The sequence below is a fragment of the Providencia sp. UF-224 genome (assembly GCF_058245955.1).
Map to the genome: position 1 here is coordinate 43,092 of NZ_JBSICC010000010.1, position 16,133 is coordinate 59,224.

Here is a 16,133-nt window from a genome sequence, read left to right on the forward strand (position 1 = left end):
TCCTATTTAACCCGATGAGGTTGTCATTTTGTGATGAGATGCGAGAAAAGAAGTTTTTAAATGAAGGGAATATTGACGAGAAAGGAAAATGCCAGCTCATATCTTTTGGTTATAAGCTGACACTTTATAAAATAGATTAGGTAAAATAAGTACCTATCTCGATGAATATTTTAATTAAGATACTGTTTGAGATATCCACAATAAATGCACCCACCATTGGCACAACTAAGAACGCTTTATGGGAAGGGCTAAATGCTTTTGTGACGGTTTGCATATTCGCAATTGCAGTCGGCGTTGCTCCCATACCAAACCCACAATGCCCTGCGCTGATAACGACAGCATCATAATCTTTACCCATCATCTTAAAGGTGACAAAGCAGGCGAACAGCACCATAACCACCGTTTGTACGGCAATAATTAATAAAACAGGGCCTGCCATACTGGCTAGCTGGCCGAATTTTAAAGACATTAATGCCATGGCTAAGAATAACGATAGCGCCACACTACCAAGAACATCAACGGTCGGCTCGAACACTTCGTGTTTAAATACATGGGTTAATACATTACGGATGATAATGCCGACAAATAAACACCAAACGAAGGTTGGTAATTGCAGGACGGTATCTTTGAATAAGGCACTAATATAGCCACCAACCACAATACAGATAATCAGCATTGAGATAGTTTCAATGACATTGTTGGCATTGATTTTACGTTTAACACTGGGTTGTTCAAAGGCTTCAACGATAGTTTCTTTTTCTAATTCAGTCGCTTTCGGGATTGTCACTTTTTTCAATAAATGGCGTGCTACTGGGCCACCAATTAACCCGCCTAAGACTAAACCTAATGTGGCACATGCCATTGCTAATTCAACGGCGCCTGTAACACCATACTTGTCGGCTAATATTGGCCCCCAAGCACCTGCGTTGCCATGGCCACCTGTTAAGGTAATTGAACCTGCAATTAAGCCAATAAATGGACTTTCATTAAGCATCACAGCCATACCCATACCGACAGTATTTTGAATAGCAATTAAAATGGTGACGGCAATAGTTAATAATACCAGCGGTTTACCGCCTTTGATTAATCGCGAAAAATCTGAGCTCAACCCAATTGACGAGAAGAAGGTGATCATCAAGATGCTTTGTAAGGATGCATCGAAAGTAAAGGAATACCCTGCCGTTTTATCGACAATCAATAAGATAATCGCCACAATAAAACCACCAACAACAGCTTCAGGAATATGGTTTTTTTGTAAAAAAGGCGTGTATTTAACAACAAACATTCCAATCAATAGCGCTAAACAAGCGACTAATAATGTGTAGCTGGCATCTAAAATCATTATTTTACCTCAAATAAGCTTACCTGAGCTTTTTCTATCGTTATTTAACATTAATGATAAAATAAGCTACTTTGTGCAACCTTTGTTTAACAATGAGTTTTGTTTGGGTATCTATAACCTTTAGTTAACTCTGCGTGGATTGTTAGAATAGAAAGTAATGCGCTTTTGTATGTGCATTTCTTAATAGGAAATAGCGAGAGGTAGCGTGAATAGCAGACTTGCAGAAAAAGCGCTTATTTGAAGGTAGCGATACAACAATAAAATCGTTTTTTTTTCGAGCAAATAGGATGACGCACTATGAAACCAAGTAATTATAAGAAATGTGATGTACAACATAAAAGAAAATGTGCTGTTAAGCGTTGAAAATGAGGTCAATAATCTATTTTTGTTGATTTACCTAAATTTTACTTAGCTTATCGTCAACAGCCCCTTAGTTGAACATATATGATTATCCGATTTTTTAGATGGTAATTTATTGATAGTTAATTTTAAATGGAATAAGTACAAATATAATGACCAAAATTTATTTAATAATTTTGTTTCATGTTCATATTTGGTTTTTTTTACCATCTTATTCAGGCTATCGAATTTGGCTAATTTATTAATGGCTTGTTTTAATACGCTTATTGTTATTAAAAATATTTAAAACACATATAAAAGTAAAATTTACGCGAATATATCGTGAGTCAATTGTTTGCTATGATGGCCATAATTACAATGGGTTAGGTCGTATTCTGACTGTTTTATAATGATGTAATGTACAACTTTAAACAGCTTTTAAACTTAAACTTTCTTTTTTATTAGATAATTTTAATATTGTTTTATGGAGTGTTTTAAATGCAAAAAACGATCCGCCAAGTTACTTTCGATTTATTACGTAAGCTGGATATTACCACCGTTTTTGGGAACCCTGGTTCAACAGAAGAAACATTCTTAAAAGATTTTCCGAGTGATTTTCGATATATCCAAACCTTACAAGAAGCCTCAGCCGTTGCTGCCGCCGATGGCTACGCACAGGGAATGCGTAAAGTTGCCATGGTGAATGTGCATACCTCTGCAGGTTTAAGCAATGCGATGAGTAATATTTTGACCGCATATATGAACCGCACGCCATTAATCATCACTGCGGGAAACCAAACGCGGGAAATGTTATTGATGGAGCCTTGGCTAACGAATATAGAACCTGAAACTTTACCAAAACCATGGGTAAAATGGAGCTACCAGCCTGTGCGCGCAGAAGATGTCCCAGCGGCCTTTATGCGCGCTTATGCTATGGCACTACAACCGCCAGCGGGCCCCGTATTTTTGTCAATCCCACTGGATGATTGGGATAAGCCTGCATTGGCACAAGAAGCGGTTGTTCGGTCAGTCCCACAGCGTATCGGTTATGACCCTGCTCGATTACAAGAGTTTGCTACTGAGTTATCCAACGCAAAGAACCCAGTGCTGATTTATGGCTCCGCGATTGCTCGGGGTGAAGGGTGGGATATAGGCATTAAACTTGCTGAAAAATTAAATGCCCCTGTGTGGGCAGCGCCTGCTTCTGAGCGTCCGCCATTCCCTGAGACGCACCCTTTATATGCTGGTGGGCTGCCGTTTGCGACCAAGCCATTATCTGAAAAACTTGAAGGACATGACTTAGCCATTGTTATTGGTGCCCCAGTATTTAGATATTATCCTTATGTTGCAGGGAGTTATATTCCAGAAGGGTTACGGTTATTGCATATTACGGATGACCCAATCGAAGTCGGTAGAGCCCCGGTTGGTGATAGCTTATTAAGTGATGCGGTGCTTGCGCTTGAAGGGTTAATCAACTTAGTTGCACCGCGTGTCGCATCAAAAAATGTGGTGAAACAACCCCATGGTATGGCGCCACACCCTGCGGCACCAGAACAAACGATCCAGAGCTCAACATTGAGCGCAACACAGTTATTTCGCGCGTTAAGGGAAGTTTCACCTAAAGAAACTGTCTTAGTGGAAGAGTCCCCATCAAACCTTGGAGAACTTCACCGTGAGTGGCCGATTGAATTCCCTGACTCATTTTATACATTTGCAAGTGGTTCATTAGGTTGGAATTTACCGGCAAGTGTAGGGATTGCATTGGCTGAGAGGGACAGTGGGCGTCATCGCCCAGTGATGGCCATTATTGGTGATGGCTCCATGCAGTATTCGATTCAAGGTTTATGGAGTGCGGCGCAGCAGAATTTACCAATTGTATTTATTATTCCAAAGAACAATGAATATGCCATTTTAAAATCCTTTGCGGTATTGGAAGAAACTCCGGGTGTGCCGGGGCTTGATATTCCAAATTTAGATATTGTGGCTTTAGGTAAAGGATACGGTTGTGCTGCGGTAAGAGCAGAAACAGTGGATGACGTGAAAAAAGCGTGTGAAGAGGCGTTTAAGCGTAATGGGCCAACGGTAATTGAAGTTCCTATTTTACCCTCAATTCCACCACTGATTTAATATTAGTGATTTTATTAAATAGCTCCTCGTTAGGGGCTATTTTTTTGCACGTTATTGTGTGTTTTGATGCTCTTTAAGTGCCATTAAAACGCCGTTTGCTCGATGTTTAAAGAATTAAAGACGAAATTATTTATACTGCATCACTGTTTGATTAATGAGGGAATAAAAATATGGAAAAAAAATCAATTAACCCTGCAACTGTCTTTAATTCTTTGCAGTATGGCTTTAGCCAAGCAATAGAAACAACCGGAACTCGCCAATTATTTTTATCGGGCCAAGTGGGCGTAAATGCTAATCAAGAAACGGTGTCTGGGGGAATTTATGAGCAAACGGTTCAGTCACTGGTGAATATCGAACATGTACTGCGTGAGGCAGGGGGCGATTTATCCAATGTGGTTGTTTTGCGTATTTACATCAAGGATGGGGCGAATAGCCACGAAGAACAATTAGACATCGCTAAGGCATTAAAAGAAAAATTTGGTGATGCGCCACCCGCTTCTTCATGGATTATCGTTACGGGGCTTTCACTGCCGGAGTGGTTAATCGAAATTGAAGCCCACGCAGTTTTAAATTAACTCAAATAAAATAGAAAAAGCCGATAATTAAATCGGCTTTTATATCTCAAGGTTTATTAGTGTTTAACGAGCGTCGAGAAGTAATAAACTAACGGAACCGCGAGGATCCACAAACTAATTGGAATTTCTTTCCACTGGCCTGCAACTGCTTTAATTAAAATATAAAATAACAGCCCGCCTGCGATACCTGTCCCGAAACTATTGGCAATTAACGTAATCATCACCATCATTAATACAGGCAATCCGTCAGTAAAATTAGCTAAATCGACTTTACGTAACCCACTGAACATATTTAAACCAATTAAAATCAATGCAGGTGCTGTCGCTTGCGCGGGGATCATTAACGCAATTGGGGTAAATAACAGCATCAATAAAAACATAATAGCAGCTGCTAAGGCTGTCATTCCTGTTTTACCGCCTGCTTCTGCGGCAGCAGATGACTCAATTAATGCCGTCGCAGCGGGGATCCCCACCCATGGTCCTAATGCCGCAGCAATGGAGTCGACAATAAACGGGCGGTTAATATTAGGCATGTTACCTTCTTCATCTAATAAACCCGCCTCACCGCCAACGGCCAATGTGGTACCCATTGTGGAAAAGAATTCGGCGGCAAAAAAGACAAATAAGAACGGTAAAAAGGCAATATTCAAGGCACCAATTAAATCCACTTGGCCTAATACTGGGGAAACGGAATGGGGCACGCCAATAAAGCTTTCAGGTAATTTTGTGACACCAAAAGGAATACCTAAAAGGGTGGCAAATAGGATAGCCCACAAAATACCACCGGGGATTTTGCGTGCTTGTAAGGCAATAGCGACAAAAAAGCCTGCCAGTGCGACGAGGGCGCCGGGAGATAAAAAATCCCCTAACATCAACGCATTTGTTTTTGGATTAGCAAGGACTAAGCCTGCATTGCGAAAGCCTAATATCGCGACAAATAAGCCGATTGATGCAGTTAATCCGAGTTTAATTGATTGCGGTACGGAGCGTGTCACAACCTCACGCAAGCCAAACTTAGTGAGCAGGAAAAATAAAATACCGGACCAACAAGCGATACCTAAACCGATTTGCCAATCAATGCCTTCACTGCCTGCAAGGGTGATACCCACTAAGACCGAACCGCCAATTCCCGGGCCGACAATAAAAGGTAAATTGGCATAGAAAGCCATTAATAAGCTCGCGATAACGAAGACAATAATCGTGCCCGTGGTTGCAGCGCCTTTATCCATTCCGCCCGCAGCAAGTAAGCCGGGGATGACGACTAAAAGGTAAGCGGCAGCCAAGAACCCCGTGATCCCCGCTAAACATTCAGTTTTGACTGAACTGCCGCGTTCACGCAAAGCAAAACGTTTTTCAAGCCAATTCCCTGATACTGGCTTATTCATTGAATTGTCAGCCATGAGTTGGCTCTCCTTTTATTATTTTAATTAAGTTATGCATGTTCATTACGGTGGATAACAGCATCAACAATTTGACGCGTTGTGCCATCAGTGAGCCCTAAATCGGTTAAATGCGGCCCTGCATTGCATGCAAGACAAGTGCCTTCAATTGCTTTAAATACACGGTAAGGTGGTTCCCAATCCGCAATTTCGCTGCTCAACTCACGGAGTTGGCGAAATTGTGCAGCAAGCTCGGGGGCTGGGAGGTCAGAGAGCATTCCCGCAATTGGCATCGCAACGTGAGCTAAGACTTTGCCATTTTGCACTAATGCCATACCGCCACCGCTTTCAATTAATAAATTGCATGCGATGGCCATATCTTGCGGGTCACGCCCTAATACAACAAGGTTATGAGAATCATGGGAGTAACTTGTTGCGATGGCACCACGAAGTTCCCCCCAACCTGCAAGGAGCGCGATTTGTGGCTCTGCTTCATGGCGTGCATGGCGGTGTTGGACACGAATAAAACTAAAGTTATCAGGAAGCTGGACAACACCATCATTAATTTTTACGTCAACTTCTCCCCATTGCGTAAAACGGGCGCCTTGAATATGGCGTAAACGTGCTGTACCGTTATTGATGCCATCAATTCTAAGCTTGCAATCATCAGCAGTGATCGGGGAAAGGCGCATTGTTTCACGAGGCGGCAAAACATCACTCGGTGAACTGATCGCGGTGAGTAACTTACCCTTTTCAGCAATTTTTTGGCCAGCGACATACACAGAATGGGCTTTTAATGATTGTAATGAATCAAAAGTCACCAAGTTGGCTTTTCGACCTGCGGCAATTAAACCTAAGTCATTACGTTGTAAACGGATTGCTCCATTCAATGTTGCAAAGCGCAGTGCGTCAGTCGCAGGCATACCGTGTTCAATCAATAAGTTAAGTAGCGCAATAATGCCGCCTTTTTCCAGTAGCATATCAGGTGGAACATCATCCGTGCACACGGTAATCTGTGAAGATAAATGAGGCAGTGATTTTAATGCAGTAACAATGTCGGGTAATAGGTAAGGGTGTGAACCACGAATTTCGAGAGTGAGCCCTGCACGTAATTTTTCGAGGGCATCTTCTGATGAGGTCAGCTCGTGATCGGATGTGACACCCGCTGCAAGGTAAGCTTGTAAATCCGCTCCTTTTAGTCCGCGTGCATGCCCTTCAATCAACTTCCCTGAGCGTAGCCCAGCTTCTAAAATCTCTTCCATCCGTTCACTGCCATGAAGAACACCAAACATGTCCATGACTTCAGCGACGCCATGGACTTCTGGCCAGCTCAACATTGTCGACATCTCCTCACCTTCGAAATCGGCACCTGACATTTCTAATCCGGGAGTGGAAGGCACAGAGGAGGGCGCGGCGACCATCACGTCCAGCGGTAAATTTCGACTGGCACCAATGGCATAGCGCACACCTTCAAGGCCTAATACATTCGCAAGCTCATGGGGATCCCAAAAGACAGTTGTTGTGCCTTGCGTTAAGACAATTTCGGCATAGCGTATCGGTGGTAAATGGGAGCTCTCTAAGTGTACGTGTGTATCAATCAGTCCCGGGGAGATAAAGTAGCCTGATAAATCATGGGTTTCCTTTGCATCTGTGCGTGTTCCCGTTGGGTGAACGCTAGCAATAAGGTTACCCGTGATGCCAATATCCGCAGGGCGAATTTCACCCGTGACCATATCAATGATATTGGCATTGGTGAGTAAAAGGTCAAAAGGAATATCCCCTTTTGCAGATTGAACGACGTGACGTCGGCTTTGCTCTTTTTTGCACATAAGACACCATCTCTACAAGTTATGACAGTTACTTTATGAGCAACGCAAACGTTTGCCAAGATGATAAAATTTATCAGATCATAAGAACAGGTTATAATGTGGTGAATACTTCAGGAATATTTAATCAATTTAATAATAGGCCGCTATGACTGAACCTTGGCAACGCTTGCCTGCGCTCACGCTTAAGCAACTTCAATATTTTGTCACTTTGGCAAAATTACGTCATTTCACGGAAACGGCAAGCCGTTTAGCGGTCAGTCAGCCTGCATTAAGTAGCGCGATACGGCAAATCGAGTCTGTTTTAGGTGGAAAGCTGATTAACCGAACGGCCTCATCCGTTTCTTTAACAGAATTAGGGGCGGCTATTTTGCCCCATGCTCAACAGATATTGAGTGTTTCACATCGTGCATTTAGTGAAATTCAAAAAATTATCGAAGAGGGGGGCGATGGCACATTGCGAATTGGCCTTGTCCCTTCGGTGAGCTCATTGTTGTTTCCTGCGGTGCCTGAATTATTAAGCCAACACTTTCCAAGGCTAAAGATTGAATTTTATGATCAAACCAATGATTCGTTAGTCAATAAATTGGTTAATCATGAAATTGACTTTGGGGTCGGTGTTATTGATAGCTTTGTGCCTCAAGACTTACGTATTTTCCCTCTGCAAGATGACCCATTTGTGGCGGTTATTCATTGTGATGATGCATTGGCTAATAATGAGTTTCACCTACCTTGGAAATTACTTAACGGTCGCGATATTGCCGTTTTTTCAAAAGGAAATATTCAGCGATTGGTGACGGCAACCATTGAAAGTCATCGATTAAAACTGAACCCACGTTACCAAGTGGATTACATTGAAACACTGTACGGTTTAGTACGATCAAAATTAGCAATTGCGATTTTACCCCAACTGTATACAGCTCATTTATGCGATCCTGAACTAAAAGTATTGCAACTTCAACAACCTGAGCTTGCTCGAACTGTCGCTTTAATTCGTAATAATTCAGCGTCAACACCGATGATAGAGTCTATTTTTCAGATACTTTTGACTGCACTTAAGGGCAAAAAAGGGTAACGAAATCGTTATGCTTTTTTATCGAGTGTAACTCTATTGATTATTATAAAAATATGGCTAAGTACTTACCTAAGATTAAAGCATTTATCGTAAAGTATTTTTTATTCATTTAGATTTAAATTATTTAGATAAATAATTTTAAAATGCACTCTAGTAAATACTTACCTGTATAAAAATAACCAATTGATTTTAAATACATTACTAGAATGCTCAGTCTATTGAGAGTATTCAATGAAAACACTATTGAGATCCATCTGCTTAATGGCCACGTTGTTATTTCTTTCGGCATGTGATGACTTAGGGGTTAGTGGAAGTAAAGGTAAATTTCACTACAGCAACCCAAGTACGAGTAATATTTCATTTAAGGTTGATGGGAAAAAATATGAAGTGTTACCCAATGGAAATGGCGTGGTTATACTTTCGAGTGGGGTGCACCATTTAGAAAATGCTCAAGGTGAAATAACGGAGTTTATGGTTTTTGAAAATAACTCTGGAGGGATCCTTAATCCAAATCATTTTGTCTATTACACCTTATCTGAAGTCTATGCTGTAGATGGGAAAGCAGAGCGTTTTAAGCCTGCAAGTTACCCAATCACGATTAATGGCCATGATTTAGAATTGCCTATTCGCAGTACAAATGCTGTAATCATCGATACCAATTTATTTCGCTGTAGTTACCCAATTGGGGAGGACTTTCCTGATTCGATAACACTTTATGATGACAAGTCAGATGGCAATATTAAATCAAAATGTTTTGATCAACTTGAATTAATTAAGTATATGGCGAATGAATATGATCAAAACTTAATGCCTGCAACGTTAGATGATGAAGGTGTTAACTCCATCAATATGATATTTAATTATAATTTACCTAAAGCTGAATTTAATGATAACAATGTACAATTAAAGGCCCAGCAGCTTGTTGAGCTTACCGCACAACTGCAAAATACAGATAATGTAGATATCCATAAAGAACTAAATAAAGCGTTTCATCAGGCAACCATTGAGCTGGTTCATGAGCATGCTTCAAGTGCAGTAAATAATACGGTTGCAGAAAATGTGAAATATAATGATTTTATTCAGGAAGTGAATTTACTTAGGGGTAATGGCATCTGGATAAAAAAGGTGAATTAGATTCTATTGAAGTGTTTTTCTAATTACCTTAAATACTCAAAATTGAGGTAATTAAATTTGTGTGTTTTTAATTCAGAATATGCTTATTCAGTAAGCAGAGTAATCTTATGTGAAATAATGCCGTAAAACGAGACATTGGTAATGGCGATACTTATATTAACTTCACCAAGGAACTCGGCGATGAACCTTACTAAACAGTCTATTTTCACCGTCATATCAGCAGCATTTCTATTGTTTTTTTCTTCGATTTCAACAAGTAAAACGATCGTTGAAACCAAGGCAGATCCTGAAGTGCTAGATTTGGTCTTTATTTTAGATAAAAGCGGCTCAATGTCTGGCTTCGAGTCAGACACTATTGGTGGGTACAATAGTGTACTTGCCGAAAATAAAGATAAAAAATCACAAACATTTATTACAACTATTTTGTTTAATGACAAAACGAGCTTGCTGCATAATCGTGAACCGATTAGCAAAGTGTCTAACTTAACATTGAATGATTACCCTGTAGGTGGTTATACCGCATTATTAGATGCCATTGGCGAGGGTATCGAAAAAATGCGCGAAAATAGAAAAATCACCAAAAATAATAATGTGCTTTTTGTGATTATTACCGATGGTCAAGAAAATAGCAGTCGCAAATATTCATCATCTAAGATTAAAGCCATGATTAAGTCGGCAGAAACAGAAGACCAATGGGACTTTATTTTCTTAGGTGCCAATATTGATGCGATTTCAGAAGCTGAAAATATTGGTATTAAAAGTTCAAACGCAACAGGATATGTACAAGATGGCGAGGGGTACGATAAAGCGTATCGCGCTGTAAATAAAGCAGTCGAAGCGAAGCAAAAAGCTGCACCAATATCAGAGGATTGGAAACAGGAAGTTGAAGCAGATGTGAAGGAACGCAAAAAATAATAAGGTAACCAAGCCTAAAGGGAGCTCGTCAAGGATGAAGTTTCAGGGATGAGTTAGCTAAAGGAAGTAGGCTAACAGAAGATTGGATCAGTAAATGAAAGTGAAGTTGTAGACTAAAATGCCCTTAAGAACAGTTAATGTCTTGAGGGCATTTTTATTGAATAATCAATTAGTTTGCTTGTTTTAATGCATCAAACATTTTATTTGCAATGTTATCTTGTGGAGATTGCATGCCCGGTAAGACAAAATAATATCCCCCGCCAAATGGCTTGATATAGCGCTCAAGAGGTTCGCCATTTAAGCGTTTTTGAGTGTCGATAAAACCTGTTTTCAAGTTACTTTGGTAAGAAACAAAAATTAACCCCATATCCAAAGCACCAGCATCTGTTAGCCCTAAAGAATAACTGTAACTTCGGCGCCTTAATTTAGCAGTATGGCGCTCAGGATTACGAGGCTCGGCACGGCGCATGTGGGAGTCAAATAACACGCGATCACCATGAGGGTCTTTATCAAATGCAGGGTCGTCATGCTCTTGTTTCATACCCATTGGTGCACCTGTAGTTTTATGGCGACCAAAATCATTTTCTTGGTCTTCGAGTGGCGTCCTATCCCAAAACTCAAGGTTAAAACGTATCAAGCGTACGGCCTGATAAGTGCCACCATCACACCATGCAGGTTCTTTACTGCCTGAAACCCAAATTAATTCATTCATCAGCGCGGCATCATCGGCGGAGGCATTCCCTGTACCATCTTTGAAACCAAACAGGTTAATGGGGGTGCTGCGATTATCAATGTCACGAGAGGGCAAGAAGCCATCAATTTTCCAGAGTGGAAAGCTGTAAGGTGAAATATGACGCAAAATGTCTCTTAAGGCATAAATAACACTTTCTTGGCTGTTTGCGCAGATTTGCAACATGATATCGCCACCGCACCACTTTGCTTCTAAGCGATCATTCGGAAAACTGGTCATTTCTACGAGTTGTTTTGGCTTGATTTTGCCCAATCCAAAACGTGAATCAAATAAGCTATCCCCTAAAGCTACAGTGATAGTGAGTGAGTCAGGCTGTAGGTGAGTGCCAAGAATACCGGACTCAGCGGGAGGCATTTTATCATTTTCAGTTGATGGTGCCTGTTGAGGTTGAGTGAGGTAGGCGATGCGCTGTGATAAAAGCGAAAAAACAGTTTGTAGCTCATCTAACTTGGTTGTGGTGATATTGAAAGCAATAAAAGAGGCATTTTTTTGCTCAGGGGTTAATACCCCTGCTTGGTGCTGACCAAGGAAATTTATCGCTTTGTCATAATTTAATTGGCAGTTAGCGATTTGCTCTTTCGCTTTTAACGCCGGGGCTGCGAAAATGGCACTGCCAATTGCCAGTGCTTTTAACGCGGAACGGCGAGATAACCCGTTGGTGGGGTGTTGGCTTCTAAGTTTAGCTTGCATAAATTTATGCCTTAATATTTATAGTAAACATCAACATCTAGCTGGGCTCTTAATGTCGCTAAGATCTCAGCTTGTTGAGTTAATAAGGAATAGAGTGCCATTTTGTCTTTTTGTTGTAATTGGCTGTAAGGTTGATACAGGCCATTTGAAACTTGATAGGCCTGCACAATCTTATTCATTTTTTGGTCATTTTCTTTTATTTGGTCTAAGGTTTTAGGCTCAATAAAGGGGCTGATGACTTCAATGATTTCTTGAGAACCTTTCAGGTTCGCTGCAATATCAGTTAAATCCGACAAACTATAGATATTTTCTTTGCCGTCTAACTTTGTTTCAATGACCATTTCTACAAAATCAGCAGAGGCTTGAACTAATTTAGGAATTTCAATGGTTTCAGTCAAAACACGCTTTTGTAAGTCACGCCCTTTCAATAATAACTCTTCAGCAGGGACAAGCGCTTGCTGGACAGACTTTTGGTCAAATAATTGATATTCAACGAGATGGAAGCCTGTAAAACGGTAATCTTTTTCTTTGTCGAGAAAATAGTCAGCGCGTGGATTAATGGTTCTATCGGTATTACCGAATAACACAATAATCGGGCGGATTGTCTCATAATGCTGGTGGGCCGCAATATAGGCGGTTTGCGCTTTGGCTAAATCACCTTTCTTCAGGGACTGTTGTAACAGGTCTAACTCTGTAACCATTTCAGCCAATTCAGCATTAGCAAAATTCAGATAAGTTTGGATACTCGTTTGGTATTTTTCAGGGGTAGGAATATCCCCTTTAGCGACAATAATTTCATCCCCTGTTTGCACAGGGGAACGTAGCGCCTTACCTTGAACCGTGGTAGGTACAGTAATGGCAAGTATTAAACTAAAAAAAATCCATCTTGTATTATGCCTTAGCGAGCTGTGCATGTTTTTTGCTCCGTGCAAATAGTGGAATAACGATTAGCCAATAAAGGACAAAAGTGATTACACTTAACCAAATAGGCTGAGACCGATATGCGAAGAAGGATGAAATAAAGTTCCCTGCAATGCCTGAATCATCAAGTAAGGCCGTGGTATCCCATGCTGGATAGATTAAAAATTCAGGGATTGAATAATCATATTCAATTAATAAATTTGCGCTTTCCTCGACACCTTTAAGTAGCAAGGATAGAGCCAAAAATAACAGAATAACACCGGTCACTCGGAAGAATATTGCCCATGAAATAAGGCGGTTGGTGAGGAGGAATATATATAATGTTAAGCCTGCGATGGCTATACCCCCGCCTACCTCGATAAAAAATTCAGACGCATTTGCCGATGTTAGCGACATAATGAAGCTGGAGAGGAACACCACGATTTCGCTTCCTTCGCGAGCGATAGCAATGGCGATGATCAGTGCGGCTCCCCACCAATTATGGTGTGCAGCATTGCGGTTAATACCCGACTCTATTTCTGATTTCATCGAGCTGCCGTGTTTGTTCATCCAATATACCATTTGGACGATTAATATACAGGCAAGCAATTCCATGAAAATCATGAATAATGATTGGCCTGTATCATCAAGAACATTAAACACGCCATAGATAAGCAGGGCGAGTAAGATAGAGGTGATAACACCAAGCGCAACACCACCCCATAGAAATTTCATGCCATTACGCGCATCTGGGTGGCGTTTTATCCACGCATAGATAATCCCGATAACCAGTAGTGCCTCAAAACTTTCTCGCCAGACAACAAATAGAACTTGTCCCATATTTAACTCTTCTATTTAGCTACAATTTCGCCTTTAGGGCTAGAAAGATGGAAATCATCAAAGAAGGTATAGGTACCTGGTTTGAGAGGTGCAATGACAACTACAGAGCTGGCTCCCGGCGCTAACACTTTTTCTTTACGCAGTTGGATGCTTTCAAATTCGGCGGGTTCAGTCCCTGTATTGGTAATTTTAATTCTAATGATTGTTTTAGCGGGAACTTCAAGTACTCGCGGAATTAAATCGCCATTTTTCATTTCTAATTCAACGGTGTATTTTTCCGCCGCAAAAACAGATTGAGGTAAGAAAGCACAGGTGAAAACCAATAAAAAGCTCAGTAATATTTTCATTTTGGCTCAAGTCGTCCATTTATCAGCGCAAACAGAAAAGGGGCTTGTAGTGGGTTAGTATTGCCACAAAGCCCTTAACTCACATTAGATAAAACTAGTAGCTTCCTTTACGCCCTACACCTGCGTAGTCAAAGTCCCAAGAAACTTCAAACGGTTGGAACCAAGGTGCAACACCCGTTTCTTTATCAATGTGACGACCAAAGGCAACATCTTTATTATGTGAAGGTGGGTAAATTTTATAGGTCACACGATATTTACCATTACCATCTAACTTGATGTTTTCCCCATAATGAGGACCATCACTAGCTACCATAGGCATGAAAGTGCCTGTTTGAGTTTGTGGTTTATCGCCTAATTTCGTTACGGAGTATTCGATAGTGAGGTAAGGGATCCAATCGCCTTCCGCGAAGCCATTTGGATTATCCTCAACGGCATGGATGTCGGCTTCTAAGTGGACATCGGCTTTATCTGCCGCTAAGTGGGCCATCTTATGATGCCCTTCTTCAGTATCCATTGTAATGGGTTGTAAATAAACTCCTTGGATTTCCATTCCATTTTTAATGACTGGGTGGCCAAGCGGATATTCTTGAGAAAATGCAGAAATTGAAAACAACGCGAGACCCGAAACAGCAGCTTTGTAGGCGAGTTTCATTATTACGTCCTTACCATTATTTAAGTTAGAGTTGTAATGATAATCATTACTATTGCAGAATTACAAGAGGGTATTTCCGATAAGTCGTATTTTAAATATACGAACTGACTATTTTTTAATAAAAATCTAGGTGTTAGATAAAGTTATTATTCTTTAAAAAATAACTTTGCGCAGAATGTGCACTGTGAAGCGGTTTATTATTTATGACATGATATATTTCATTAAAGGAAATTATTTTACTGAGAAATCTGTTGATAAATAAAGGTGTTGCAAATGCAAAAACGTTATCTTGATTGTTCAGCTTCAGAGATTACAAATTTAAGTAAAAAGAATCTGTTGGAAGCAATAAAAGCCAGTGAAGGGCGATTACTTGTTTCTGAAACCATTGGAACTATACAGCCTGTGTTAATGACGGTAACGAATGCAGAACTTGCGGCCAGCCAAGGTGCGGATATTTTGCTGTTAAATGTTTTCGATGTTAATCAGCCAATTATGCAAGGTTTACCACAAGGGATCGCACCAGAAGAGATTATCCGTACATTGAAACATTTAACAGGGCGAGCAATAGGCGTTAATTTAGAACCTGTCCCTGCGGGGTTTAATAACCCAACACAAGATGCGCAGTGGAAAATGTCTGAAGGGCGTTTAGCCACTGTCAAAAATGCAATGAAATTAAAAGAAATGGGCGTGGATATTATTGTTCTGACGGGGAATCCGGGCAATGGTGTGACCAACCAAGAAATTAATCAAAGTTTAAAAGAATTAAAAGCGGTTGTAGGTAATGATGTCATTTTGATTACAGGAAAAATGCATGCTGCAGGTGTGTTAAATGCTTCAGCGGAACAGCTTATTACTGAGGATGATATTCGCGCATTTATTGCCAGTGGTGCAGATATTATCTTGTTACCTGCACCTGGTACGGTTCCAGGAATTTCGTTGGAGTTTGTCCAAAAAATGGTGAGCTATTGTCATTCCCAAGGGGTGATGACAATGACGGCGATTGGCACCTCACAAGAAGGTGCGGATATACAGACTATCCGCCAAATTGCCCTGATGTGCAAAATGGCAGGCACTGATTTGCATCATATTGGTGACTCTGGGTATAACGGAATTGCCTTGCCTGAAAATATTTTGAATTATGGCATCGTCATTCGTGGTGTACGCCATACTTACGCACGAATTGCGCGCTCGATTAACCGCTAGATCCCTTTTTATTTCCGAGCAAATAAATGCTTATTTTT

The 16,133-nt window shown here is 40.7% G+C and carries 14 protein-coding genes; 6 read left to right on the forward strand and 8 right to left on the reverse strand.

The window, feature by feature from the left end; translation table 11 throughout:
• Positions 1-136 precede the first annotated feature (136 nt).
• Complete coding sequence (gene gltS, locus AC4IFO_RS11470; protein ID WP_490734459.1) at positions 137-1,342, reverse strand: sodium/glutamate symporter; 1,206 nt, start codon at positions 1,340-1,342, stop codon at positions 137-139.
• A gap of 837 nt (positions 1,343-2,179) precedes the next feature.
• Between gltS and mdlC the strand changes: the two genes are divergently transcribed.
• Both mdlC and AC4IFO_RS11480 read left to right on the forward strand, forming a co-directional pair.
• Positions 2,180-3,808, forward strand: coding sequence for a benzoylformate decarboxylase (gene mdlC / locus AC4IFO_RS11475; protein WP_490734461.1), 1,629 nt, complete (start codon positions 2,180-2,182; stop codon positions 3,806-3,808).
• Positions 3,809-3,978: 170 nt separating this feature from the next.
• Positions 3,979-4,383: a RidA family protein gene (locus AC4IFO_RS11480; protein ID WP_490734463.1), complete on the forward strand. Its 405-nt coding sequence runs from the start codon at positions 3,979-3,981 to the stop codon at positions 4,381-4,383.
• 56 nt (positions 4,384-4,439) lie between these two features.
• On the opposite strand, the gene AC4IFO_RS11485 is transcribed toward AC4IFO_RS11480, so the two are convergent.
• Complete coding sequence (locus tag AC4IFO_RS11485) at positions 4,440-5,783, reverse strand: NCS2 family permease (protein WP_490734465.1); 1,344 nt, start codon at positions 5,781-5,783, stop codon at positions 4,440-4,442.
• A gap of 32 nt (positions 5,784-5,815) precedes the next feature.
• Positions 5,816-7,591 (reverse strand): adenine deaminase, encoded by a 1,776-nt coding sequence (locus AC4IFO_RS11490; protein ID WP_490734467.1) that lies wholly within the window; start codon positions 7,589-7,591, stop codon positions 5,816-5,818.
• A 145-nt stretch (positions 7,592-7,736) separates the two neighbouring features.
• Here AC4IFO_RS11490 and AC4IFO_RS11495 point away from each other — a divergent pair, with 145 nt between their 5' ends.
• From AC4IFO_RS11495 to AC4IFO_RS11505, 3 genes are all read left to right on the forward strand, one after another.
• A complete protein-coding gene (locus AC4IFO_RS11495) occupies positions 7,737-8,663 on the forward strand; it encodes a LysR family transcriptional regulator (protein WP_490734469.1) in 927 nt (308 codons plus the stop codon).
• 231 nt (positions 8,664-8,894) lie between these two features.
• On the forward strand, positions 8,895-9,797 hold the full coding sequence (locus tag AC4IFO_RS11500) for a hypothetical protein (protein ID WP_490734471.1): 903 nt from the start codon (positions 8,895-8,897) through the stop codon (positions 9,795-9,797).
• 180 nt (positions 9,798-9,977) lie between these two features.
• Positions 9,978-10,712, forward strand: coding sequence for a vWA domain-containing protein (locus AC4IFO_RS11505; RefSeq protein WP_490734474.1), 735 nt, complete (start codon positions 9,978-9,980; stop codon positions 10,710-10,712).
• A gap of 169 nt (positions 10,713-10,881) precedes the next feature.
• Here AC4IFO_RS11505 and efeB read toward each other — a convergent pair whose 3' ends face one another.
• The 5 genes from efeB to AC4IFO_RS11530 all read right to left on the reverse strand — a co-directional run bounded on the left by efeB (position 10,882) and on the right by AC4IFO_RS11530 (position 14,892).
• Positions 10,882-12,153: an iron uptake transporter deferrochelatase/peroxidase subunit gene (gene efeB, locus AC4IFO_RS11510; RefSeq protein WP_490734476.1), complete on the reverse strand. Its 1,272-nt coding sequence runs from the start codon at positions 12,151-12,153 to the stop codon at positions 10,882-10,884.
• 11 nt (positions 12,154-12,164) lie between these two features.
• The gene (locus AC4IFO_RS11515; protein ID WP_490734478.1) at positions 12,165-13,067 is read right to left on the reverse strand and encodes an EfeM/EfeO family lipoprotein; all 903 of its coding nucleotides are present in this window, start codon (positions 13,065-13,067) and stop codon (positions 12,165-12,167) included.
• Entirely contained in the window at positions 13,045-13,893 is an 849-nt protein-coding gene (locus AC4IFO_RS11520) for an FTR1 family iron permease (RefSeq protein WP_490734480.1), read from the reverse strand. The genes AC4IFO_RS11515 and AC4IFO_RS11520 overlap by 23 nt, the downstream gene beginning before the upstream one ends.
• Positions 13,894-13,904: 11 nt before the next feature.
• Entirely contained in the window at positions 13,905-14,240 is a 336-nt protein-coding gene (locus tag AC4IFO_RS11525) for a cupredoxin domain-containing protein (RefSeq protein ID WP_490734482.1), read from the reverse strand.
• Between the two features lie 94 nt (positions 14,241-14,334).
• Positions 14,335-14,892: an iron transporter gene (locus AC4IFO_RS11530; RefSeq protein WP_490734484.1), complete on the reverse strand. Its 558-nt coding sequence runs from the start codon at positions 14,890-14,892 to the stop codon at positions 14,335-14,337.
• Between the two features lie 273 nt (positions 14,893-15,165).
• Here AC4IFO_RS11530 and AC4IFO_RS11535 point away from each other — a divergent pair, with 273 nt between their 5' ends.
• The gene (locus AC4IFO_RS11535; RefSeq protein WP_490734486.1) at positions 15,166-16,095 is read left to right on the forward strand and encodes a DUF7916 family protein; all 930 of its coding nucleotides are present in this window, start codon (positions 15,166-15,168) and stop codon (positions 16,093-16,095) included.
• Positions 16,096-16,133 lie beyond the last annotated feature (38 nt).